Genomic DNA, 23,305 nt, shown 5'->3' on the forward strand with positions numbered 1-23,305 from the left:
TGGTGCGTTGATGCCAAAAACCGCATCGTAAGGGTGCACTTTTCCCCGCCAACCCACCGCCAAATGCCCGCAAACGCCTGCTTTTATCCCACCCTCGCCATTTTCGGGCACTGGCATGCAATTTGCTCCCTTGTGAGGCAGGTAAGCTTGGCCGACTATCCGCGCCCGGCAACACCCTTTTTCCAGGGCAGCGGCCCACCGCGCTCTAGACCATCCGGAGGACAACATGTCGAAGTCGGTTCAACTCATCAAAGATCATGACGTCAAGTGGATTGATCTGCGTTTCACGGACACCAAAGGCATTCAGCACCACGTGACCATGCCGTCGCGTGATGCGCTGGACGAAGACTTCTTCGAAGTCGGCAAGATGTTCGACGGCTCCTCCATCGCTGGCTGGAAAGGCATCGAAGCGTCCGACATGATCCTGATGCCGGTCGACGACACCGCCGTGCTGGACCCGTTCACCGAAGAACCAACCCTGATCATCACCTGCGACATCGTCGACCCGTCGAGCATGCAGGGCTACGATCGCGACCCACGTGCGATCGCCAAGCGCGCCGAAGAGTACCTGAAGAGCACCGGCATCGGTGACACCGTATTCGCAGGCCCGGAGCCAGAGTTCTTCATCTTCGACGAAGTGAAGTTCCACTCGGACATCTCCGGCTCGATGTTCAAGATCTTCTCCGAGCAAGGCTCGTGGATGACCGGCGCTGACGTGGAAGGCGGCAACAAAGGCCACCGTCCAGGCGTGAAAGGCGGCTACTTCCCTGTTCCGCCGTTCGACCACGACCACGAAATCCGTACTGCCATGTGCAACGCACTGGAAGAAATGGGTCAGACCGTTGAAGTTCACCACCACGAAGTGGCGACTGCCGGCCAGAACGAAATCGGCGTCAAGTTCAACACCCTGGTGAAGAAAGCTGACGAAGTACAGGCCCTGAAATACGTCGTGCACAACGTTGCCGACGCTTACGGCCGTACCGCTACCTTCATGCCGAAGCCACTGTACGGCGACAACGGTTCGGGCATGCACGTGCACATGTCGATCTGGAAAGACGGCAAGAACACCTTCTCGGGTGAAGGCTATGCCGGCCTGTCCGACACCGCCCTGTACTTCATCGGCGGTATCATCAAGCACGGTAAGGCCCTGAACGGCTTCACCAACCCGTCGACCAACTCCTACAAGCGTCTGGTCCCAGGCTTCGAAGCTCCGGTAATGCTGGCCTACTCGGCTCGCAACCGTTCCGCCTCGATCCGTATTCCTTACGTCGGCAGCCCGAAAGCCCGCCGTATCGAAGCACGCTTCCCGGACCCATCGGCCAACCCGTACCTGGCCTTCGCGGCCCTGCTGATGGCCGGCCTGGACGGCATCCAGAACAAGATTCACCCAGGCGATGCTGCCGACAAGAACCTGTACGACCTGCCACCAGAAGAGGCCAAGGACATTCCGCAAGTCTGCGGCAGCCTGAAAGAAGCCCTGGAAGAGCTGGACAAAGGCCGTGCGTTCCTGACCAAGGGCGGCGTGTTCTCCGACGACTTCATCGATGCCTTCATCGAACTGAAGTCGGAAGAAGAGATCAAGGTCCGTACCTTCGTGCACCCGCTGGAATACGAGCTGTACTACAGCTGCTGATCTGATCGCCGCTTCGCGCCGATGACATGATCAAGACGGCCTCCTTCGGGAGGCCGTTTTCGTTTGCGCCACACGCAGAACCCTCGCCCGCCACGCTATGCTCTATCTTGGTGCAAGATTGAGTACAGTGCCCCGATTTGCTCCCCAATCTGGTTCACATTAAACGTTTCATCAAGACTTTCTGATCCGAATTTGCGCAGATCCAGGCCTTTATCGGCAAATCCCGCTTCTTTTCGGAGCTTTGGTTTGTTTCTTGCATTTTTTCTGCGGAGAGACACGCATCAGCCGATGCACCCCGAGCCCGGCCCTGGCCAAAGAAATGCCAGGCAAGCGCCAAAAGAGGTCAACGACGCCTTATGACCATCAGCGATGCGCAGCACCGTCTGCTTCTGGACAACCTGACCACCGCCACGTTGCTGCTCAACGCCGAGCTGCGCCTGGAATACATGAACCCGGCCGCGGAAATGCTGCTGGCCGTCAGTGGTCAACGTAGCCATGGGCAGTTCATCAGCGAGCTGTTTACCGAATCGACCGAGGCGCTCAGCTCGTTGCGCCAGGCCGTCGAGCAGGCGCACCCGTTCACCAAGCGCGAAGCGCAGCTCACCTCGCTGACCGGGCAGACCATCACCGTGGACTATGCGGTAACGCCCATCCTCAACCAGGGCCAGACCCTGCTGTTGCTGGAGGTGCACCCCCGCGACCGGCTGTTGCGCATTACCAAGGAAGAGGCCCAACTGAGCAAGCAGGAAACCACCAAGATGCTGGTGCGCGGCCTGGCCCACGAAATCAAGAACCCCCTTGGCGGCATTCGCGGCGCGGCCCAGTTGCTGGCCCGCGAGCTACCCGAAGAAGGCCTGCGCGACTACACCAACGTAATCATCGAAGAGGCCGACCGCCTGCGCAACCTGGTCGACCGCATGCTCGGCTCGAACAAACTGCCATCGCTGGCCATGACCAACATCCACGAAGTGCTGGAGCGGGTCTGCAGCCTGGTCGACGCCGAAAGCCAGGGCTGCATCACTTTGGTGCGCGATTACGACCCAAGCCTGCCGGACGTGCTGATCGACCGCGAGCAGATGATCCAGGCCGTGCTCAACATCGTGCGTAACGCCATGCAGGCGATCAGTTCGCAGAACGAACTGCGCCTGGGCCGTATCACCCTGCGCAGCCGCGCCTTGCGCCAGTTCACCATCGGCCATGTTCGCCATCGCCTGGTCGCGCGGGTGGAGATCATCGATAACGGCCCGGGCATTCCACCGGAACTGCAAGACACCCTCTTCTATCCCATGGTCAGTGGCCGCCCGGACGGTACCGGGCTGGGCCTGGCCATTACCCAGAACATCATCAGCCAGCACCAGGGCCTGATCGAGTGCGAAAGCCACGCAGGCCACACCGCCTTCTCGATCTACCTGCCCCTGGAACAAGGAGCCACCGCCTCATGAGCCGAAGTGAAACCGTATGGATCGTCGACGATGATCGCTCCATCCGCTGGGTCCTGGAAAAAGCCCTGCAACAAGAAGGCATGACCACCCAGAGCTTCGACAGCGCAGATGGCGTGATGGGCCGCCTGGCACGCCAGCAGCCGGACGTGATCATTTCCGACATCCGCATGCCGGGCGCCAGCGGTCTTGACCTGCTGGCACAGATCCGCGAACACCACCCGCGCCTGCCGGTCATCATCATGACCGCCCATTCCGACCTCGACAGCGCCGTGGCGTCGTACCAGGGCGGTGCTTTCGAGTACCTGCCCAAGCCGTTCGATGTGGACGAGGCCGTCTCGCTCGTCAAGCGCGCCAACCAGCATGCCCAAGAGCAGCAAGGCCTGGATGTGCCACAAAATCTGGCACGCACCCCGGAGATCATCGGTGAAGCCCCGGCAATGCAAGAGGTGTTCCGCGCCATCGGCCGCCTTAGCCATTCCAACATCACCGTACTGATCAACGGCGAGTCCGGCACCGGCAAAGAGCTGGTCGCCCATGCCCTGCATCGTCACAGCCCGCGTGCGGCGTCGCCGTTCATTGCCCTGAACATGGCGGCCATCCCCAAGGACTTGATGGAGTCCGAGCTGTTCGGCCATGAAAAAGGGGCTTTCACCGGTGCTGCCAACCTGCGCCGGGGCCGCTTTGAACAGGCCGATGGCGGCACCTTGTTCCTCGACGAAATCGGTGACATGCCTGCCGACACCCAGACCCGCCTGCTGCGGGTACTGGCCGATGGCGAGTTCTATCGCGTTGGCGGGCATGTGCCGGTCAAGGTCGACGTGCGCATCATTGCTGCGACTCACCAGAACCTGGAGTCGCTGGTGCAGGCGGGCAAGTTCCGTGAGGACTTGTTCCACCGCCTGAACGTGATCCGCATCCACATTCCGCGGCTGGCCGACCGTCGCGAGGATATCCCTGCCCTCGCCCGCCACTTCCTTGCCCGGGCCGCTCAGGAGCTGGCCGTCGAGCCGAAGATTCTGAAACCGGAAACCGAAGAGTTCATCCGCAACCTGCCATGGCCGGGCAATGTGCGGCAGATGGAAAACACCTGCCGCTGGATCACCGTGATGGCCTCCAGCCGCGAGGTGCTGATTGGCGACCTGCCCCCCGAGCTGCTGAACCTGCCACAGGATGCTGCACCGGTCACCAACTGGGAGCAGGCCCTGCGCCAGTGGGCCGACCAGGCGCTGGCACGCGGGCAGTCGAACCTGCTGGACAGCGCGGTGCCGAGTTTTGAACGGATCATGATCGAGACGGCGCTCAAGCACACCGCCGGACGGCGCCGGGATGCGGCGCTGTTGCTGGGTTGGGGGCGTAATACCCTGACGCGCAAGATCAAGGAGCTGGGGATGAACGTGGCGGGTGGGGATGACGAGGAAGGTGACGAGCACTGACTTATCGGTAAACCCGTAATCTCCCGGGGCTGCTTTGCAGCCCTTTCGCGGCACAAGGCCGCTCCCACAGGGGTTCGCGTTCTCCTGTAGGAGCGGCCTTGTGCCGCGAAAGGGCCGCAAAGCGGCCCCGGCTATTTCAGCCCCGATGCACCGATCCTGTGCCCGATGCACCGCTGGAAGGCACAAACCCCCTCAAAACTCGGCCAAATCCCCCTCAAAGCCCAACATTCACGGGCTTTGCAAAATTGGCACGCCCCCTGCAATAGCTAATACATACCCAGTTTCGGGGGCCCTGGTACAGGCAGGCCGGGTGAACCCCTCTTTTATTCGCAGCACCGCCCGTTTTGGGGACCTCGGTACAGGCAGGCCGGGTCATCCCCCCTTTATACGCAGTAACCCCTTTTGGGGACCCTGGTACAGGCAGGCCGGGATATCCCCTCTTTTATTCGTGCAGTTTCACCTGTACCCGCCAACGCCCATCGTCCTCTGCACCGGCCCACTCGCCGTGCAGGGGACGCGCGGCAATCACCGTCAGCAACAACCCTTCCTGACTCTTCTGTACCCGCCAACTGACCGGTTTGCCCTGCAGGCTCAATTGCCCCTGCTGAGCCTTGCCCTGAGCCTGGAACAGCAGCGCAACCGTGCCTTCCACATTCTCGCCATGCAGCTTGGGTTCTTCGTTGAACCACAGCGTCAGGCCATCCTGCACCACCTCCACCTGCTGCAGCTCACGCTCGTCGGGCGCGGTCAGGCGGCCGATCATCAGCCCTACCATCAAGCCGACAATCGCCAGTGACAGCATTACCCGTGGGAAGGCCTTCGAACGCACGTCCGGTTCAGGGGTAGAATGCCCGTCATCTTCACGCTTGGAGCCGTGCATGTTTCACGTCATCCTTTTTCAACCAGAAATTCCGCCGAATACCGGCAACATCATTCGCCTGTGCGCCAACAGCGGCTGCGACCTGCACCTGATCGAACCCATCAGCTTCGAACTGGATGACAAGCGCCTGCGTCGCGCGGGGCTGGATTACCATGAGTATGCCACGCTCAAGCGCCACGAGAGCCTGGCCGGATGCCTGGAAAGCCTGGGTAATCCCAGGCTGTTCGCCTTTACCACCAAAGGCTCGCACCCGTTCCATGAAGTGGGCTATCAGCCGGGCGATGCCTTCCTGTTCGGGCCAGAGAGCCGCGGGTTGCCGGCCGAGGTGCTGGACAGCCTGCCGGCCGAACAACGCCTGCGCCTGCCAATGCGGCCGGGGTGCCGTAGCCTGAACCTGTCCAATACCGTGGCGGTGACGGTGTATGAGGCCTGGCGGCAGAACGGGTTTGCCGGTAGCTGATGCATTGGCAGGGGCGGCCTCTTCGCGGGGCAAGCCCGCTCCCACAAGGGTTGGGCGTACACAGTTCAACGTGGGAGCGGGCTTGCCCCGCGAAGAGGCCGGAACAGGCAACAAAAAAAGCGCCCCGAGAGGCGCTTTCTTGATACCGGCAGTGATTACTGCACAGTCGGCACTTCGCCCGCTTCCTGCATGCGCTGCATTTCTTGCGCGTACAGTGCGTCGAAGTTGACCGGCGACAGCATCAGGGCCGGGAACGAACCGCGGGTCACCAGGCTGTCCAGGGTCTCACGGGCGTAAGGGAACAGGATGTTCGGGCAGAACGCACCCAGGGTGTGGCTCATCGAAGCCGCATCCAGGTTGGCGATCAGGAAGATACCGGCCTGCTGCACTTCAGCAATGAAGGCCACTTCGTCACCGTTCTTGACGGTAACCGACAGGGTCAGCACCACTTCGTGAAAGTCACCTTCCAGAGCCTTCTGCTTGGTGTTCAAGTCCAGCGCAACGCTTGGTTCCCAGGTCTGACGGAAGATCTGCGGGCTTTTCGGGGCCTCGAACGACAGGTCGCGCACATAGATGCGCTGCAGGGAGAACTGAGGGCTGTTGTCTTCTGCAGCAGCGCCGTTGGTCTGTTGGTCAGTCATGGCAGGTCCTTATCCTAATGTTTTTGAATGCAGTGCAAATCAGGCCGCCAGCAGCGCGTCGAGCTTGCCAGCGCGCTCCAGGGCATAGAGGTCATCGCATCCACCGACGTGGGTGCTGCCGATCCAGATCTGCGGCACCGACGTACGGCCGGCCTTCTGGCTCATCTCGGCGCGAACCTGCGGCTTGCCGTCGACCTTGATTTCCTGGAAGGCCACGCCCTTGCTCTCGAGCAGGTACTTGGCGCGCATGCAGTAGGGGCAGTAGTCGCTGGAATAGACGATGACGGGCTTCATATCACTTCACCAGGGGCAGGTTATCGGCTTTCCAGCTGGAAACGCCACCGCTCAGTTTGGCAGCGGTGTAGCCAGCCTTGAGCAGTTCGCGGCAGTGGGTGCCGGACTGCTGGCCCATTGCGTCGACAACGATCAGGGTCTTCTCTTTGTGCTTTTCCAGCTCGCTCATGCGAGCGGCCAGCTTGTCCTGCGGAATGTTGATGGCACCGACGATGTGGCCAGCGGCGTATTCCTTGGCAGTACGGATGTCGATGACCAGGCCCTTGTCGGCGTTGACCAGGGCGGTCAGTTGGCCATTGCTCAGGCTCTGGCCGCCGCGGCGGATTTCGTTGAGCAGCAGCAGGACCAGCAGAACAACGAAAATCGCAACCAGGATGTAGTGATCTGTCGCGAATTGAATCAGGTGAGCAACCATCAGCGGTGTTCCAGGCGATTGAAAATGCCGGCCAGTATACACAGCCCCCCAGTACCACCAAAGCCCGACGGGCGGGCTGCAAAGGTACCTTCATGTTGCCGCATTGGCCGCGCTGGTCAGGGAACAGGACGAATATTCGCCGCAGGTGGCGTATTTGCCCTAAAATGCGTGTCTTTATCATCTTTGAACAACCGTGAGTTTGATTGATGACGAGTACGCCCAAACCCCTGGTCCTGATCATCCTGGATGGCTTCGGCCACAGTGAAATCCCCGAACACAACGCCATCTTTGCCGCCAATACGCCGGTTTATGATCGCCTGCGCGCCACCCGGCCGCATGGGCTCATTTCCGGCTCGGGCATGGATGTCGGCCTGCCGGACGGGCAGATGGGCAACTCCGAAGTCGGTCACATGAACCTGGGGGCCGGCCGCGTCGTCTACCAGGACTTCACCCGCGTCACCAAAGCCATCCGCGATGGCGAGTTCTTCGAGAACCCGGTGCTCACTGGCGCCGTGGACAAGGCAACCAGTGCCGGCAAGGCCGTTCACATTCTCGGCCTGCTGTCTGATGGCGGCGTGCACAGCCACCAGGACCACCTGGTTGCCATGGCGGAACTGGCTGCGCAGCGCGGGGCAGAAAAGATCTACCTGCACGCCTTCCTCGATGGCCGCGACACCCCGCCACGCAGCGCCCAGTCGTCCATCGAACTGATCGACGCCACCTTCGCCAGGCTGGGCAAGGGCCGCATCGCCAGCCTGATCGGCCGCTACTTTGCCATGGACCGCGACAACCGCTGGGACCGTGTCAGCGCCGCCTACAACCTGATCGTCGACAGCACCGCCGAGTACACCGCCGACACCGCCCAGGCCGGCCTGGAAGCGGCCTATGCCCGTGACGAGAGCGACGAGTTCGTCAAGGCCACGCGCATTGGCGAGGCGGTCAAGGTTGAAGATGGCGACGCCGTGATCTTCATGAACTTCCGCGCCGACCGCGCCCGCGAGCTGTCGCGTGCGTTTGTGGAAACCGACTTCAGCGAGTTCCCACGCGCCCGCCTGCCAAAACTGGCGGCCTACATCGGCCTGACCCAGTATTCGGCCAAGATCCCGGCCCCGGCGGCTTTTGCACCCTCCAGCCTGAACAATGTGCTGGGCGAGTACCTGGCCAAGAACGGCAAGACCCAGCTGCGCATCGCCGAGACCGAGAAGTACGCCCACGTTACCTTCTTCTTCTCGGGCGGGCGTGAAGAGCCGTTTGAAGGTGAAGAACGCATTCTGATCCCGTCGCCGAAGGTCGCCACCTACGACCTGCAGCCGGAGATGAACGCGCCGCAAGTGACCGATCGCATTGTCGAAGCCATTGAGCAGCAGCGTTACGATGTGATCGTGGTCAACTACGCCAACGGTGACATGGTTGGCCACACAGGCGTGTTCGAGGCAGCGGTCAAGGCGGTCGAAGCGCTGGATACCTGTGTAGGGCGCATTGTCGAAGCACTGGAGAAGGTAGACGGCGAAGCGCTGATTACCGCCGACCATGGCAACGTCGAGCAGATGGAAGACGAATGCACCGGCCAGGCGCACACCGCGCACACCACCGAGCCGGTGCCGTTCATCTATGTGGGCAAGCGCAACGTCAAGGTACGCGAAGGCGGTGTGCTGGCCGATGTGGCACCGACCATGCTGAAGCTGCTGGGGCTGGAAAAGCCGGTGGAAATGACCGGGACGTCGATCCTGATCGACGCCTGATTGGCGCCATTCGCGGGACAAGCCCGCTCCCACAACGCACTGCGTGGGTACCTGTGGGAGCGGGCTTGCCCCGCGAATGGGCCGCAAAGCGGCCCCGATCGCACATGACTTCCAGACCAACGCCCCACTGCACCCGCAGCGAGGCGTTTTTTTTGCCTGCCCGGGCGGGCATACTAGGCCGGTCTCCATCCTTGGTACGCCAAACCCCATGCTTCGCGCCCTGATCCTACTCGCCCTGTCTTGCCTGCTCAGCCCGGCCTTTGCCGATGAGCGTGCCCAGACCCAGCAGCAACTGGACGCCACCCGCCAGGATATTGCCGAGCTCAAGAAGACGCTGGGCAAGCTCCAGGAAGAAAAGGCCGGTGTGCAAAAGGACCTCAAAGCCACCGAGACCGACATCGGCAACCTCGAAAAGCAGGTGGAGGCACTGCAGCAAGAACTAAAAAAGACCGAGGGCGATCTGGAGCGCCTTGATACCGAGAAAAAAAAACTCCAGAGCGCCCGCGTTGAACAACAACGGCTGATTGCCATACAGGCCCGCTCGGCCTACCAGAACAACGGCCGCGAGGAATACCTCAAACTGCTGCTCAACCAGCAGAACCCCGAGAAGTTCGCCCGCACCCTGACGTACTACGACTACCTCAGCAAAGCGCGCCTGGAGCAATTGCGCACCTTCAACGAGACCTTGCGCCAACTGGCCAACGTCGAGCAGGAAATTGCCGGCCAGCAGCAACAGTTGCTGACCCAGCGCGCCGACCTCGACAGCCGCCGCCAGGCGCTGGAAGCCGAACGCGGCAAGCGCCAGCAGGTGCTGGCCAAGCTCAATGGCGACATGAAGGACCGCGATCAGAAGTTGCAAGCCCGCGAGCAGGACCAGGCCGACCTGTCCAAAGTCCTCAAGACCATCGAGGAAACCCTGGCCCGGCAGGCCCGCGAAGCTGAAGAGGCGCGCAAGAAAGCCTTGCTGGCCCAGCAGGAAGCGGAAAAACGCCGTCAGCAGGAGGCGCTGGCCGCCGCCGCTGCCCGCGAGCAGGCCCAGGAACCTGTGGAACCACCGAAAAAGGCCCGCACCACGCTCGGCCCGATGGTTTCCACCGACGGCGCAAGCTACGGCGGTGCATTTTCTTCGGCACGGGGAAAACTTCCATGGCCGGTGAACGGTCGATTGCTGGCACGCTTCGGTGATGCCCGCGGCAGCGACGCCCGTGCCAAGTGGGATGGGGTGATGATCAGTGCCAACCCGGGCACCCAGGTCCGTGCGGTGCACGGCGGGCGCGTGGTGTTCGCCGACTGGTTGCGCGGCGCGGGGCTTCTGGTCATTCTCGACCATGGCAATGGTTACCTGAGCCTGTACGGTCACAACCAGAGCCTGCTCAAAAACGCCGGTGATATCGTCAAGGCCGGTGAAGCCATTTCCACCGTTGGTGACAGCGGTGGCCAGGACGCGGCAGGCTTGTACTTCGCCATCCGCCAGCAGGGCCGGCCTACCGACCCTTCGCAATGGTGCCGGGGCTAGTCAAATTTATACGGCGTAGACTGAGAGCTGCGCCGATGCTCCCCAGGGAGCACTTACAGGATCAGGAGTTCGTTCGACATGCTGCACTCGCCTCGTCTCACCCAGCTGGCCCTGTCCATCGCCCTGGCGGTCGGCGCGCCCCTGGCCACTGCCGCAGAGCCGGCCAAGGCCGCCGCAGTGCCAGCCACCGAGGTAACCGCCAAGGCGCCGCTGCCGCTGGAAGAGCTGCGCACCTTCGCCGAGGTCATGGACCGCATCAAGGCTGCCTACGTCGAACCGGTGGATGACAAGACCCTGCTGGAAAACGCCATCAAGGGCATGCTCAGCAACCTCGACCCGCACTCCGCCTACCTCGGCCCGGAGGACTTCCAGGAGCTGCAGGAAAGCACCAGCGGCGAGTTCGGCGGGCTGGGCATCGAGGTTGGCCAGGAAGACGGCTTTATCAAGGTGGTGTCGCCAATCGACGACACCCCGGCTTCGCGTGCCGGCGTGCAGGCAGGCGACCTGATCGTCAAGATCAACGGCGCCCCGACCCGTGGCCAGACCATGACCGAAGCGGTCGACAAGATGCGCGGCAAGATCGGCGAGAAGATCACCCTGACCCTGGTGCGTGACGGCGGCAATCCGTTCGACGTGACACTGGCCCGCGCGGTTATCCAGGTCAAGAGCGTGAAGAGCCAGCTGCTGGAGAACGATTACGGCTACATCCGCATCACCCAGTTCCAGGTCAAGACCGGCGACGAAGTGGGCAAGGCGCTGGCCAAGCTGCGCAAAGACAACGGCAAGAAGTTGCGCGGGGTAGTGCTGGACCTGCGCAACAACCCGGGCGGCGTGTTGCAGTCGGCGGTGGAAGTGGCCGACCACTTCCTGACCAAGGGCCTGATCGTCTACACCAAGGGCCGCATCGCCAACTCCGAACTGCGTTTCTCTGCCGACCCGGCCGACGCCAGCGATGGCGTGTCACTGGTGGTGCTGATCAACGGCGGCAGTGCCTCGGCCTCGGAAATTGTCGCAGGCGCCCTGCAGGACCAGAAGCGCGCCGTACTGATGGGTACCGACAGCTTCGGCAAAGGCTCGGTGCAGACCGTGCTGCCGCTGGCCAACGACCGCGCCCTGAAGCTGACTACCGCGCTGTACTACACGCCGAATGGCCGCTCGATCCAGGCCCAGGGCATCGTCCCCGATATCGAAGTGCGCCCGGCCAAACTTACCGCCGAAGTCGATACCGACAATTTCAAGGAAGCCGACCTGCAGGGCCACCTGGGCAACGGCAACGGCGGCGCCGACCGCCCGACCGGCAGCAGCAAACGCAAGGAACGCCCGCAGGACGATGACTTCCAGCTGAGCCAGGCCCTGAGCCTGCTCAAGGGGCTGAACATCACTTCGGGCAAATGATCCACACGATGCGTTACCTGCTGTGTCTGCTGTTCTCCCTGATGGCCGGTGTCGCGCACGCGGCGCCGGTCAGCAAGGCCTACATGAGCATCATCATCGACGACCTGGGCCAAAGCACCGAGCGTGACAGCCGCACCCTCGCCCTTCCCGGCCCGGTGACCATGGCGATCATGCCCGATACCCCGCATGCCACTGACTTCGCCCGCCAGGCCCACAAGGCCGGCAAAACGGTGATCCTGCACATGCCCATGGACCCGGCCACCGGGCCCTATGCCTGGCACCCGGGCATAGCCATCGAAGCGCTGGCGCAGCGCCTGGATGCGGCCTTGGCGAAAGTGCCCTACGCCGCCGGCATCAACAACCACATGGGCAGCCGCATGACGGCACAGCGTGAACCCATGGCCTGGTTGATGGGTGAACTGCAGCAACGCCACCTGTTCTTCGTCGACAGCCGCACCAGCGCCGCCACCGTGGCCGCAGCCGAGGCCCAGCGCATCAGCCTGGCCCACGTTTCGCGGGATGTGTTCCTCGACGATGTGCGCACAACCGAGGCGATCACCGGGCAGTTGCAGCAAGGCATCGCCCTGGCGCGCAAGCAAGGGTCTGCGGTGCTGATCGGGCATCCTTACCCACAAACCCTCGACGTGCTGGAACGGGCACAGCCACAGCTCAAGGGCCAGGGCATCGAACTGATCAGGCTCAGCCAGATGATTGCCGTGCGCAGCAACCAGGCGATGCCTGGGCATGGCAAGAATGGCCGCTACACCAATCGCTGAGAAGCTGGGGCTGCTTTGCAGCCCTTCGCGGGCATGCCCGCGAAGGGCCGCAAAGCGACCCCAATAAAAAACCCCGCTCAGTGAGCGGGGTTTTGTTTGCATCAACAGCAATCAGCTGTACACACGCCCCAGCAGCTGGCGGTGGCTTTCGAACTGATCCAGCACATCACGCACGATCTGCTCGGGCGCAAAGCCCATCAGGTCATACTCCTGGCTGCCATCGTGCAGGTACACCTCGGCGCGATAGTAGCGCTGACGCACTTCCGGTTCGCCTTCAACCGGCGCCTCGCTCGGCGCGGCCATGTAGCCGTCCAGGCTCACTTCGTAAACGAACGGGTTACCCTCGTCCATCATCACCCGCAGGCCCATCATGTTGCGCGACTGGCCAACGCGGGTTTCCACCTCAAAGCCCAGAGTCTGCAACTGCGCGGCCGCTTCTTTCAGCGCCGGGCTGACCTGCTTGTCCATGAAGCGCTGCACCACAGCCTGGGTGGGCTGCAGCTCCAGCTGGGTCAGGCGCTCGCTGAAGCCACGACGACCACGGGCCGCCAGTTCGGCGCGCTCCTGTTCGACCGCCACGTCCTGCTTCATGGCCTTGTACAGGCCGAACATGAACAGCACCAGCACCACCGAGAACGGCAGGCCTGCCAGCACGACCATGGTTTGCATGGCTTCGAAGTTACCGGCAAACAGCAGGCCGATGGTGACCAGGGTAATGACAACCGACCAGAACACCACCATCCAGTGCGGGGCGTCTTCATCCACCTTGCCGCCTTTGCACGACAGGTTGGCCATCATCACCGCGCCGGAATCGGCCGGGGTGAGGAACAGTACAAAGCCGACAAATACCGCCACACCAATCACGATCTTCGCCGCCGGGAAGTATTCCAGCAGTTGGTAGATCGACATTGACGGCTGTTCCAGCGCAGTCTTGCCCAGCTCCACCGCCCCTTGGTTGATCACCAGGTCCAGTGCGGTGTTGCCGAAGATCGACAGCCAGGCCAAGGTGAAGCCCAGCGGGATCAACAGCACGCCGCTGACCAGTTGGCGCACGGTACGGCCCTTGGAGATACGGGCAATGAACATGCCGACGAACGGGCCCCAGGAAATCCACCAGGCCCAGTAGAACACGGTCCACAGGCCCAACCAGCGCTCGGACTTGCCGGCTTCGCCTTCGTACACGTAAAGGTCGAAGGTTTTCAACACGATACCGTTCAGGTAGTCGCCAACGTTCTGCACAAAGCCGTTGAACAGGTGCAGCGTGTTGCCCGCCAGCAGCACGAACAGCAGCAGGCCGCTGAACAGCAGGATGTTCAGGTTGGACAAGCGGCGAATGCCGTTTTCCACGCCCGATACCGCCGCCACGGTGGCCACGCCGGCCATGACCAGGATCACCACCAGCAGGTTGGTCTGGCTGTGCTCCATGCCGAACAGGTATTCAAGGCCCGAGGACACCTGCATCGAGCCGATCCCCAGGTTGGTCACCAGGCCCAGCAGGGTGACGAACATGCCGAAGATGTCCACCGCGTTGCCGGCAGCGCCCTTGACCCAACGCTCGCCCACCAGCGGGTACAGCGCTGAGCGCAATGCCAGCGGCTGGTTGTGACGGTAGGCGAAGTAACCCACAGCCAGGCCGACCAAGGCGTAGATCGCCCAGCCATGCAGGCCCCAGTGCAGGAAGGTCAGCTGCAGGCCCTGGCGCGCAGCTTCGAGGCTGGCCGGGGTGCCTTCCGGTGGGTTGAAGTAATGGTCCAGCGGCTCGGAAGCGCCGAAGTACAGCAGCGAAATGCCAATACCGGAAGAGAACAGCATGCCGGCCCAGGCGCCGTAGCTGAAGTCAGGCTGGTCGTCCTTGCCGCCAAGCTTGAGCTTGCCGTAATCGGAGAAGGCCAGGTAGACGACGAACAGCAGGTAACCGCAGATCACCAGCATGTAGTACCAGCCAAAGGTGCGCGTCAGCCATTTCTGGGCCACGCCCAGCACCTGGCCAGCGGTATCGGGTACAGCGATCAGCAAGGCAGTCAGAACAAGGATCATCAGCGCGGAGGTGAAGAACACCACGCGGTTGACCCGTACCCTCTCGGCGGGGGGCTTGGTAAGTGAGGCAGAACTCATTGCACGAATGCTCCGGGCAGTACGGCTGTGGAGGCTAATCAGTCTTTCCCGAGCAATTGGTGGAATATCCCCACTGCGTCAGGTGTTATAAAAGCACCTTGGAAACCGTGATCCCGAATCGATACGTTGCAAAAAAACAGACTGGGCTGCTGAAAAATGCCAAGCATCCGCAGGGGTGCGCGCATTCGTCACAGACTACCTCGCCCGCTCCAAGGGCCTGTCGCAGGGCCAGGGGCCGTGCGGCAGAATCTGTATTTCGCATCGCTCATGCCCGTCAACGCCTTGTATTCCGGGGGTTACACGATTTCCTAGGGTGTCAATCCGTGCCTTCTCGACCGCCCTGAAAGCTGTCAATGGCACAAATTGTCGCAGAGCTTATTCTTTATTGATTGAACGTTCAATCAAAACAAAATAGACTGGTCTTCGCCGAGTCAGCCGCCCGTCGCCTGCTCGCAGACCTGAGGAGATAGCAAGATGCCCAAGGTCGGTATGCAACCCATCCGCCGCCAGCAGTTGATCGAAGCCACATTGCAGGCGGTCGATCAGGTCGGTCTGGGGGACGCCAGCATTGCGCTGATTGCCCGCTTGGCCGGTGTGTCAAACGGCATCATCAGTCACTACTTTCGGGATAAGAACGGCCTGATCGCAGCGACGATGGGTTACATCATGAGCATGCTCAACGAAGGTGTCAGAGCACGCCGACAGGCCCTGGCGGATGACAGCCCGCGCGCTCATCTGAAAGTGATCATCGAAGGCAACTTCGATGCCAGCCAGGTGAACGGCCCGGCAATGAAAACCTGGTTGGCCTTCTGGGCTTCCAGCATGCACCAGCCCGATTTGCACAGGTTGCAGCGGATCAACGACCACCGCTTGTATTCCAACCTGTGCTGCCAGTTCCGCCGCGCCCTGCCGCTCTACCATGCGCGCAAGGCAGCCCGCGGCCTGGCAGCCCTGATCGACGGTTTGTGGCTGCGTGGCGCCCTGTCGGGTGATGCATTCGACACCGACCAGGCGATACGGATTGCTTACGAATACATGGATCTACAACTGGCTAAACAGCACACCCTGGGCACAAACGACCAGGCTGCCGAACCAGCACGCACGGCCCTTGCCAACCCGGCAGGAGCGTGACGCGCAAGCCAAACCACACACTGCACTTGCGAGGACACTATGGCCCGTTTCGGAACGCAAAAACTCTACATTGATGGCGCTTACGTCGACGCTGGCAGCGATGCCACCTTCGAAGCCATCAACCCGGCCACCGGCGAAGTCCTCGCCCACGTACAACGTGCCACCGAGGCCGATGTCGAGAAGGCCGTGGAAAGCGCCGAGCGTGGCCAGAAAGTCTGGGCTGCGATGACCGCCATGCAGCGTTCGCGCATCCTGCGCCGTGCCGTCGAAATTCTGCGCGAGCGCAACGATGAACTGGCCCAGCTGGAAACCCTGGACACCGGCAAGTCGTATTCCGAAACCCGCTACGTCGACATCGTCACCGGCGCCGACGTGCTGGAATACTACGCAGGCCTGGTACCGGCCATCGAAGGCGAGCAGATTCCGCTGCGTGAATCGTCCTTCGTCTACACCCGCCGCGAGCCGCTGGGCGTGACCGCAGGTATCGGCGCCTGGAACTACCCGATCCAGATCGCCTTGTGGAAATCCGCCCCGGCCCTGGCCGCCGGCAACGCGATGATCTTCAAGCCATCGGAAGTCACCTCGCTGACCACCCTGAAACTGGCCGAGATCTACACCGAAGCCGGCCTGCCGAATGGCGTGTTCAACGTGCTGACCGGCAGCGGCCGCGAAGTTGGCACCTGGTTGACCGAGCACCCGCGCATCGAAAAAGTCTCCTTCACCGGCGGCACCACCACCGGCAAGAAAGTCATGGCCAGCGCCTCCAGCTCCTCGCTGAAGGAAGTCACCATGGAGCTGGGCGGCAAGTCGCCACTGATCATCTGCGCCGACGCCGACCTGGACAAGGCCGCCGACATCGCCATGATGGCCAACTTCTACAGCTCGGGCCAGGTGTGCACCAACGGCACCCGCGTGTTCATCCCGGCTGAAATGAAGGCGGCGTTCGAAGCCAAGATCGCCGAGCGTGTTGCGCGCATCCGCGTTGGCAACCCGGAAGACGAAAACACCAACTTCGGCCCGCTGGTCAGCTTCGCTCACATGGAAAACGTGCTGGGCTACATCGCCAAGGGTAAAGAAGAAGGTGCCCGCGTACTGTGCGGCGGCGAGCGTCTGACCGAAGGTGACTTCGCCAAGGGCGCCTTCGTGGCCCCGACCGTGTTCACCGACTGCACCGACGACATGACCATCGTCAAGGAAGAAATCTTCGGCCCGGTCATGAGCATCCTGTCCTACGAGACCGAGGAAGAAGTGATCCGCCGTGCCAACGACACCGAGTACGGCCTGGCCGCCGGTGTGTGCACCAACGACATCACCCGCGCCCACCGCATCATCCACAAGCTGGAAGCCGGTATCTGCTGGATCAACGCCTGGGGTGAATCGCCGGCCGAAATGCCGGTCGGTGGCTACAAGCAGTCGGGCGTCGGCCGTGAGAACGGCGTCAGCTCGCTGGCTCAATACACTCGCATCAAGTCGGTCCAGGTCGAGCTGGGCGGCTACAACTCGGTTTTCTAAGCCCTGTCTAGCCACGCCCGTGCCGCTGTGCACGGGCGTTCCCGCTCCCTGATCACCGCCAACACGAGGGTACTTTCATGTCCCAAGAATTCGATTACATCATCGTCGGTGCCGGTTCGGCCGGTAACACCCTGGCCACCCGCCTGACCGAAGACGCCGGCGTCACCGTGCTGCTGCTCGAAGCCGGTGGCCCTGACTACCGCTTCGACTTCCGCACCCAGATGCCAGCCGCCCTGGCTTTCCCGCTGCAGGGCCGCCGCTACAACTGGGCCTACGAGACCGACCCGGAGCCGCACATGGACGGCCGCCGCATGGAGTGTGGCCGTGGCAAGGGCCTGGGTGGCTCGTCGCTGATCAACGGCATGTGCTACATCCGCGGCAACGCCATGGACTTCGACGGCTGGGCAGAACTGCCAGGCCTGGAAGACTGGACCTACCTGGATTGCCTGCCGTACTTCCGTAAAGCCGAAACCCGTGACATCGGCCCGAACGATTACCACGGTGGTGAAGGCCCGGTCAGCGTTGCCACGCCAAAGGCCGGCAACAACCCGCTGTTCCACGCCATGGTCGAGGCCGGCGTACAAGCCGGTTACCCGCGCACCGAAGACCTCAACGGCTACCAGCAGGAAGGCTTCGGCCCGATGGACCGTTCGGTCACTAAAAACGGCCGCCGCTCCAGCACCGCCCGTGGCTATCTGGACCAAGCCAAGAAGCGCCCGAACCTGACCATCGTCACCCACGCCCTGAGCGACCGCGTACTGTTCGACGGCAAACGCGCCGTTGGCGTGACCTACCTGGTCGGCGACAGCGAAGAGCGTGTTGAAGCCCGTGCCCGCAAGGAGGTGATCGTAAGCTCCGGCGCCATCGCTTCTCCGCAGCTGCTGCAGCGCTCTGGCGTGGGCCCGCGCGCACTGCTGGAAAGCCTCGACATCCCGGTTGTGCACGACCTGCCGGGCGTTGGCGAAAACCTGCAGGACCACCTTGAGCTGTACCTGCAGTACGCCTGCACCCAGCCGGTGTCGCTGTACCCATCGCTGCTGTGGTGGAACCAGCCGGCCATCGGCGCCGAGTGGTTGTTCAACGGCACCGGTATCGGCGCCAGCAACCAGTTCGAGGCTGGTGGCTTCATCCGTACGCGCCCTGAATTCAAGTGGCCGAACATTCAGTACCACTTCCTGCCGGTGGCCATTAACTACAACGGCTCCAATGGCGTGAAGGAACACGGCTTCCAGGCGCACATGGGCTCCATGCGCTCGCCTGCCCGTGGCCGCATCCAGGCCAAGTCGAAAGACCCGCGCCAGCACCCGAGCATCCTGTTCAACTACATGTCCACCGAGCAGGACTGGCAGGAGTTCCGTGACGGCATCCGCCTGACCCGCGAAATCATGGCCCAGCCGGCACTGGACCCATACCGTGGCCGCGAGATCAGCCCGGGCGCCGACGTGCAAACAGACGAACAGCTGGACAAGTTCATCCGCGAGCACGCCGAAACCGCCTTCCACCCGTCGTGCTCGTGCAAGATGGGCACCGACGACATGGCAGTGGTTGACGGCGAAGGCCGTGTGCATGGCATGAAGGGCCTGCGCGTGGTCGATGCGTCGATCATGCCGCTGATCATCACCGGCAACCTCAACGCCACCACGATCATGATCGCCGAGAAGATCTCGGACAAGATCCGTGGTCGCAAGCCGCTGCCGCGCAGCACCGCCAAGTACTATGTGGCAGGGGATGCGCCGGTGAAAGGCAAGCCGATGCGTGAAGTGAAGCAGGGCTGACACCCTGATCAGGGGCCGCGCTGCGGCCCCTCTTACGCCTTCCAGTCAGGTGGGCAGCGCAAAGAAGGTGCGCATCAACGCGTCATCCTCTGTGCCCAACCGCTCAGCCAGTGCCTGGCGATCGAACAATACCCCCGTGCGCATCTCCCGCACTGTCACCCCGCTTGGCGCTTGCGCCAGTGCCTTCAGGCACACCTCCATGAAGCGATAATCGTGGCCCTGAACGGCCGTCATCTTTTCCACTTGCAGGTAGCGCCCTGGCAACATCAGCGACTCTGCCTCATCCGGTCGCCTTGAGAAAGGCCCGATAGGCGTGGCCTGCATGTCCTCGCCCGGTTCCAGCACGTACACCAACGCGTTGTCATCAAACGCCCCTCTGCCACTGACCTGGGTCTGCGGGTCGTTGAAAACCTCCCAGAGCGCATAACGGTTTTCCGTGAAAGACGTGAAGTCGGTGGTCACCAGCACGTCCCCCACCTCAATGGCGCCATCGCCGAACGCCGGTATACCGGAACCCCGCAAGCCCGACGCAGCACGGTACAGCCGTACCTGGTTGCTTACGCCTATCTCCCCAAGGGCACGGGCAAGGTCGTGACTGCGCTGGATATTCTCGGCGTGAGTACCCTCGAGGGGCAGCCCCCGCCACAGGTTGTTGTAGCGCTCTGGTGAGCTGGTGGACTCGGCAATGGCGGGCGAGCCAAAGCCGTGCTCATCGCGATAGACGGGAAAGGGCTCACTGAATGCATCCAGATACTCACCGCGGGCGCCCAAGGCATCCAGGTCAGCCCACGGCACCGCGCCCATCAGGGCTTCCTGGCGGGCCAGCGCCCCGTCCGACACAGCCAGCAATTCGTCTGCCGCCGGCGCCATGTAAAGCTCCCAATCGACCTTGGCAACCGCGGTTTGCACCTGGCCAACATTGCGCGGGGGTACGCGGCTATCGCTGAACAGGTCACCGGCACGCATCATTGCTGCATCAAGCAGGATGAAAAGGATATCCGTCACTACTGCCCACCATGCTGCCGTGCGCCAGGCCCGTTTGCCATTGAGTGCCCGGTCCAGGTGCAGCGCCAGGCTCGCGGTGCCAAGCCCCAGCGAGGTCAATAATACTGGCCAGCCAAACGGCGCCATCGGTGCAATGACCAGACTGGCAGCTTGTAAGCCCGCCAACCAGTTGGCCTTGCGCAGTTGTGCGTTGGTGGTCAGCCGCTCGTGGGCATCGCTGGTCAGATCATCCATGACCGCTTCGCGCAGGTGGACGAACAGGTCCCCTGCAATCGCCTGCCCGGCAATCGTGATATCGCCCCGTGACTGGGCAAGCCACTTGAGGTATGTGCTTATGCGCAGGCGTAGCGGCTGTGCCAGTACTCCATCCCCGACGAACAGCCTGACCAGGCGCTCCCGCCCCTCAGGCGTGTCGGCCTGATCAGCAAGCCATGCTGTAAGTACGTGGCGATTGTCGAATACCTGCACAACAGCCTGCGCATCGGCAAGATAGAGGCACAACTTGCCAGTCTTCAGCTTATGCTGGAACAGCAGCCTGGCGCTGATACCGCCGATGGCAAGCGTGCTCCAACCCCGCTGGGCATTCACTGGCCGGGTCTGTCGCAGACCTTGCACACTGATCGGCAGTGCGGGTACCGCAAACGTCGCCACCATCAGCTCCCGCCGCTCTGGCTCGCTGAGCGTCGATTGGCCCACGGCGGCAAGGAAACGGGCGCGGGCCAGCACGCAATAATCTTCGCCATGCAGCGACCGGAACCTGCTCAGAGCCTCGGTATAGCGCCCCGCAAAATCCAGTTGCCAGAACGCCTTCAGCACGTGCTGTGGGTCAAGCCGCACTTCGTTGCGCTCGTCATAGTCAATGTGGCTGGCGTCCACCCGGTAGAAGCCACCGTAAACGCTTAATTCATCTGCACTGTCCTGCTGCTGTGGGCTGAAGCGCTGGATCACCAGCTCGGTCAGGCTCAGGGAGCGCCAAGGCGGCCCGCTGTGGCACCAGCCGGTGTAGCTGCGCGAGCTCGTTGCTGCGGCGTGGAATTCGTGCCAATAGAGCCTGTCCGGATCCACCCAGTACCCTAGTTGCTGGTGCAGCACATGGCCGGCCGCTTGACGCGCCATCCTGTGCAAATCAGGGAAATGCCCCAGCATGCGTTGGGCCAGCTGGGCGAGTGACAAGGTTTCTTGATCGTTCATGGATCTTGGCTACCTGGGACAAGGCGTTCCACTACACAGGCAAGCCGCAGTAACGATGCGGTATCGCTTTACAGCCCGCATCGGCCTCAGGTTAGAATCGATTGGCACGCGACCTGCTAGCTTTTGCTGAACAACGCGCTACCACGTCCCTTCCCGCCGCTGTCTCGGAGTACCTGCCTTTGGATGCAAGCACCATCAACAGCCTGTTCTTGATCGGCGCATTGCTGGTGGGTGCAAGTATTCTGGTCAGCTCGCTGTCTTCGCGCCTGGGCATCCCCATTCTGGTCATCATCCTCGCCGTCGGCATGGTCGCCGGTGTCGATGGTGGCGGCATCATCTTCAACAACTACCCGACCGCCTACCTGGTGGGCAACCTGGCACTGGCCGTGATCCTGCTCGACGGTGGCTTGCGCACGCGGGTGGCAAGCTTTCGCGTAGCGCTGTGGCCGGCGCTGTCGCTGGCCACGGTCGGGGTAATGATCACCACCGCCCTCACCGGCCTGGTCGCCGCCTGGCTGTTCAACCTGAGCCTGATCCAGGGCCTGCTGATCGGCGCCATCGTGGGCTCTACCGATGCGGCTGCGGTGTTCTCGCTGCTGGGCGGCAAAGGCCTGAACGAACGGGTTACCGCCACCCTGGAGATCGAGTCGGGCAGCAACGACCCAATGGCCGTGTTCCTCACGGTCACCCTGATCGACATGATCGCCAGCGGCCAGACCGGCCTGCACTGGAGCCTGCTGGGCCACCTGTTGCGCGAATTCGGCATCGGCGGGCTGCTGGGCCTGGGTGGCGGCTGGCTGATGCTGCAACTGGTAAACCGCATCAACCTGGCCGGTGGCCTGTACCCGATCCTGGTAGTAGCCGGCGGCCTGGTGGTGTTCTCGCTGACCAACGCCCTGCACGGTAGCGGCTTCCTCGCCGTATACCTGTGCGGCCTGGTGCTGGGCAACAAGCCTATCCGCAGCCGCCATGGCATCCTGCACATGCTCGACGGCATGGCATGGCTGGCCCAGATCGGCATGTTCCTGGTGCTGGGGCTGCTGGTCACACCTCACGACCTGCTGCCCATCGCCTTGCCGGCGCTAGGCCTGGCATTGTGGATGATCCTGGTGGCGCGGCCGCTGTCGGTGGTCGCGGCACTGCTGCCGTTCAAGGCCTTCCATGGCCGCGAAAAAGGCTTTATCTCCTGGGTAGGCCTGCGCGGCGCGGTGCCGATCATTCTGGCGGTGTTCCCGCTGATGGCCGGCCTGCCAGACGCTCAGCTGTTCTTCAACCTGGCGTTCTTCATCGTGCTGGTATCACTGCTGGTGCAAGGCACCAGCCTGCCGTGGGTGGCCAAACTGCTAAAAGTGACCGTACCGCCAGACCCGGCGCCAATCTCCCGCTCTGCCCTGGAAGTGCACATCACCAGCGAGTGGGAAATGTTCGTCTACCGCCTGGGCGCCGAAAAATGGTGCATCGGGGCCGCCCTGCGCGAGCTGAAAATGCCCGAAGGCACGCGGATTGCCGCGCTGTTCCGGGGCGAACAACTGCTGCACCCCTCAGGCAGTACCGTGCTGCAAGTTGACGACATGCTCTGCGTGATCGGTCATGAGCACAACCTGCCTGCCCTGGGCAAGTTGTTCAGCCAAGCGCCACAACGCGGCCTGGACCTGCGTTTCTTTGGCGACTTCGTGCTCGAAGGCGATGCCGAACTGGGAGCCGTTGCAGCGCTTTACGGCCTGAAACTCGATGGCCTGGACGCGAAAATGCCGCTGGCGCAGTTCATCCGACAGAAGGTCGGAGGCGCTCCAGTAGTAGGTGACCAGGTCGATTGGCATGGCACGATCTGGACCGTGGCGACCATGGACGGGAACAAGATTCAGAAAGTAGGCGTCAGATTCCCCGAAGGAACGCGACCCGGACCAGGATTGTTCCTCTAAACTTCGTTTCTGCCGGATCCACAAGTA

At 62.3% G+C, this 23,305-nt stretch carries 18 protein-coding genes; 12 read left to right on the plus strand and 6 right to left on the minus strand.

The window, feature by feature from the left end:
• Positions 1-226 precede the first annotated feature (226 nt).
• The 3 genes from glnA (at position 227) to ntrC (ending at position 4,508) form a co-directional block, all read left to right on the plus strand.
• Positions 227-1,633: a type I glutamate--ammonia ligase gene (glnA, locus tag OZ911_RS26880; RefSeq protein WP_016489592.1), complete on the plus strand. Its 1,407-nt coding sequence runs from the start codon at positions 227-229 to the stop codon at positions 1,631-1,633.
• A gap of 356 nt (positions 1,634-1,989) precedes the next feature.
• Complete coding sequence (gene glnL / locus OZ911_RS26885; protein ID WP_016489593.1) at positions 1,990-3,075, plus strand: nitrogen regulation protein NR(II); 1,086 nt, start codon at positions 1,990-1,992, stop codon at positions 3,073-3,075.
• Entirely contained in the window at positions 3,072-4,508 is a 1,437-nt protein-coding gene (gene ntrC, locus OZ911_RS26890; RefSeq protein ID WP_016489594.1) for a nitrogen regulation protein NR(I), read from the plus strand. The genes glnL and ntrC overlap by 4 nt, the downstream gene beginning before the upstream one ends.
• 442 nt (positions 4,509-4,950) lie before the next feature.
• On the opposite strand, the gene OZ911_RS26895 is transcribed toward ntrC, so the two are convergent.
• Complete coding sequence (locus tag OZ911_RS26895) at positions 4,951-5,388, minus strand: hypothetical protein (RefSeq protein WP_016489595.1); 438 nt, start codon at positions 5,386-5,388, stop codon at positions 4,951-4,953.
• Between OZ911_RS26895 and trmL the strand changes: the two genes are divergently transcribed.
• Positions 5,387-5,848 (plus strand): tRNA (uridine(34)/cytosine(34)/5-carboxymethylaminomethyluridine(34)-2'-O)-methyltransferase TrmL, encoded by a 462-nt coding sequence (gene trmL, locus OZ911_RS26900; RefSeq protein ID WP_023048246.1) that lies wholly within the window; start codon positions 5,387-5,389, stop codon positions 5,846-5,848. The genes OZ911_RS26895 and trmL overlap by 2 nt on opposite strands.
• Positions 5,849-6,003: 155 nt before the next feature.
• Here the strand turns inward: trmL and secB are convergent, their stop codons facing one another.
• The 3 genes from secB to OZ911_RS26915 are packed head-to-tail and all read right to left on the minus strand — an operon-like array spanning position 6,004 to position 7,198.
• Complete coding sequence (gene secB / locus OZ911_RS26905; RefSeq protein ID WP_016489596.1) at positions 6,004-6,489, minus strand: protein-export chaperone SecB; 486 nt, start codon at positions 6,487-6,489, stop codon at positions 6,004-6,006.
• A 39-nt stretch (positions 6,490-6,528) separates the two neighbouring features.
• Entirely contained in the window at positions 6,529-6,783 is a 255-nt protein-coding gene (gene grxC, locus OZ911_RS26910; protein ID WP_016489597.1) for a glutaredoxin 3, read from the minus strand.
• A 1-nt stretch (position 6,784) separates the two neighbouring features.
• The gene (locus tag OZ911_RS26915; RefSeq protein WP_016489598.1) at positions 6,785-7,198 is read right to left on the minus strand and encodes a rhodanese-like domain-containing protein; all 414 of its coding nucleotides are present in this window, start codon (positions 7,196-7,198) and stop codon (positions 6,785-6,787) included.
• A 206-nt stretch (positions 7,199-7,404) separates the two neighbouring features.
• Here OZ911_RS26915 and gpmI point away from each other — a divergent pair, with 206 nt between their 5' ends.
• The 4 genes from gpmI to OZ911_RS26935 all read left to right on the plus strand — a co-directional run bounded on the left by gpmI (position 7,405) and on the right by OZ911_RS26935 (position 12,627).
• Positions 7,405-8,940 (plus strand): 2,3-bisphosphoglycerate-independent phosphoglycerate mutase, encoded by a 1,536-nt coding sequence (gene gpmI, locus OZ911_RS26920; protein ID WP_060516906.1) that lies wholly within the window; start codon positions 7,405-7,407, stop codon positions 8,938-8,940.
• A gap of 208 nt (positions 8,941-9,148) precedes the next feature.
• Positions 9,149-10,456 (plus strand): murein hydrolase activator EnvC family protein, encoded by a 1,308-nt coding sequence (locus OZ911_RS26925; RefSeq protein ID WP_016489600.1) that lies wholly within the window; start codon positions 9,149-9,151, stop codon positions 10,454-10,456.
• 78 nt (positions 10,457-10,534) lie between these two features.
• Positions 10,535-11,851, plus strand: a complete 1,317-nt coding sequence (locus OZ911_RS26930) for a S41 family peptidase (protein WP_070087043.1) — start codon at positions 10,535-10,537, stop codon at positions 11,849-11,851.
• 8 nt (positions 11,852-11,859) lie between these two features.
• Positions 11,860-12,627 (plus strand): divergent polysaccharide deacetylase family protein, encoded by a 768-nt coding sequence (locus OZ911_RS26935; protein ID WP_268968527.1) that lies wholly within the window; start codon positions 11,860-11,862, stop codon positions 12,625-12,627.
• Between the two features lie 111 nt (positions 12,628-12,738).
• Here OZ911_RS26935 and OZ911_RS26940 read toward each other — a convergent pair whose 3' ends face one another.
• Positions 12,739-14,685: a BCCT family transporter gene (locus OZ911_RS26940; RefSeq protein WP_224372596.1), complete on the minus strand. Its 1,947-nt coding sequence runs from the start codon at positions 14,683-14,685 to the stop codon at positions 12,739-12,741.
• Positions 14,686-15,216: 531 nt separating this feature from the next.
• Between OZ911_RS26940 and betI the strand changes: the two genes are divergently transcribed.
• The 3 genes from betI to betA all read left to right on the plus strand — a co-directional run bounded on the left by betI (position 15,217) and on the right by betA (position 19,160).
• Positions 15,217-15,873, plus strand: a complete 657-nt coding sequence (gene betI, locus OZ911_RS26945) for a transcriptional regulator BetI (RefSeq protein ID WP_016489604.1) — start codon at positions 15,217-15,219, stop codon at positions 15,871-15,873.
• 39 nt (positions 15,874-15,912) lie between these two features.
• Positions 15,913-17,385: a betaine-aldehyde dehydrogenase gene (gene betB, locus OZ911_RS26950; RefSeq protein ID WP_016489605.1), complete on the plus strand. Its 1,473-nt coding sequence runs from the start codon at positions 15,913-15,915 to the stop codon at positions 17,383-17,385.
• A gap of 77 nt (positions 17,386-17,462) precedes the next feature.
• The gene (gene betA, locus OZ911_RS26955) at positions 17,463-19,160 is read left to right on the plus strand and encodes a choline dehydrogenase (RefSeq protein ID WP_016489606.1); all 1,698 of its coding nucleotides are present in this window, start codon (positions 17,463-17,465) and stop codon (positions 19,158-19,160) included.
• Positions 19,161-19,205: 45 nt separating this feature from the next.
• Here betA and OZ911_RS26960 read toward each other — a convergent pair whose 3' ends face one another.
• Positions 19,206-21,356 (minus strand): dermonecrotic toxin domain-containing protein, encoded by a 2,151-nt coding sequence (locus OZ911_RS26960; RefSeq protein WP_268968528.1) that lies wholly within the window; start codon positions 21,354-21,356, stop codon positions 19,206-19,208.
• A gap of 179 nt (positions 21,357-21,535) precedes the next feature.
• Here OZ911_RS26960 and OZ911_RS26965 point away from each other — a divergent pair, with 179 nt between their 5' ends.
• A complete protein-coding gene (locus tag OZ911_RS26965; protein ID WP_016489608.1) occupies positions 21,536-23,278 on the plus strand; it encodes a potassium/proton antiporter in 1,743 nt (580 codons plus the stop codon).
• The last annotated feature ends 27 nt before the right edge of the window (positions 23,279-23,305 follow it).

Source organism: Pseudomonas fortuita (genome assembly GCF_026898135.2).
In the GTDB taxonomy this organism is placed as follows: domain Bacteria; phylum Pseudomonadota; class Gammaproteobacteria; order Pseudomonadales; family Pseudomonadaceae; genus Aquipseudomonas; species Aquipseudomonas fortuita.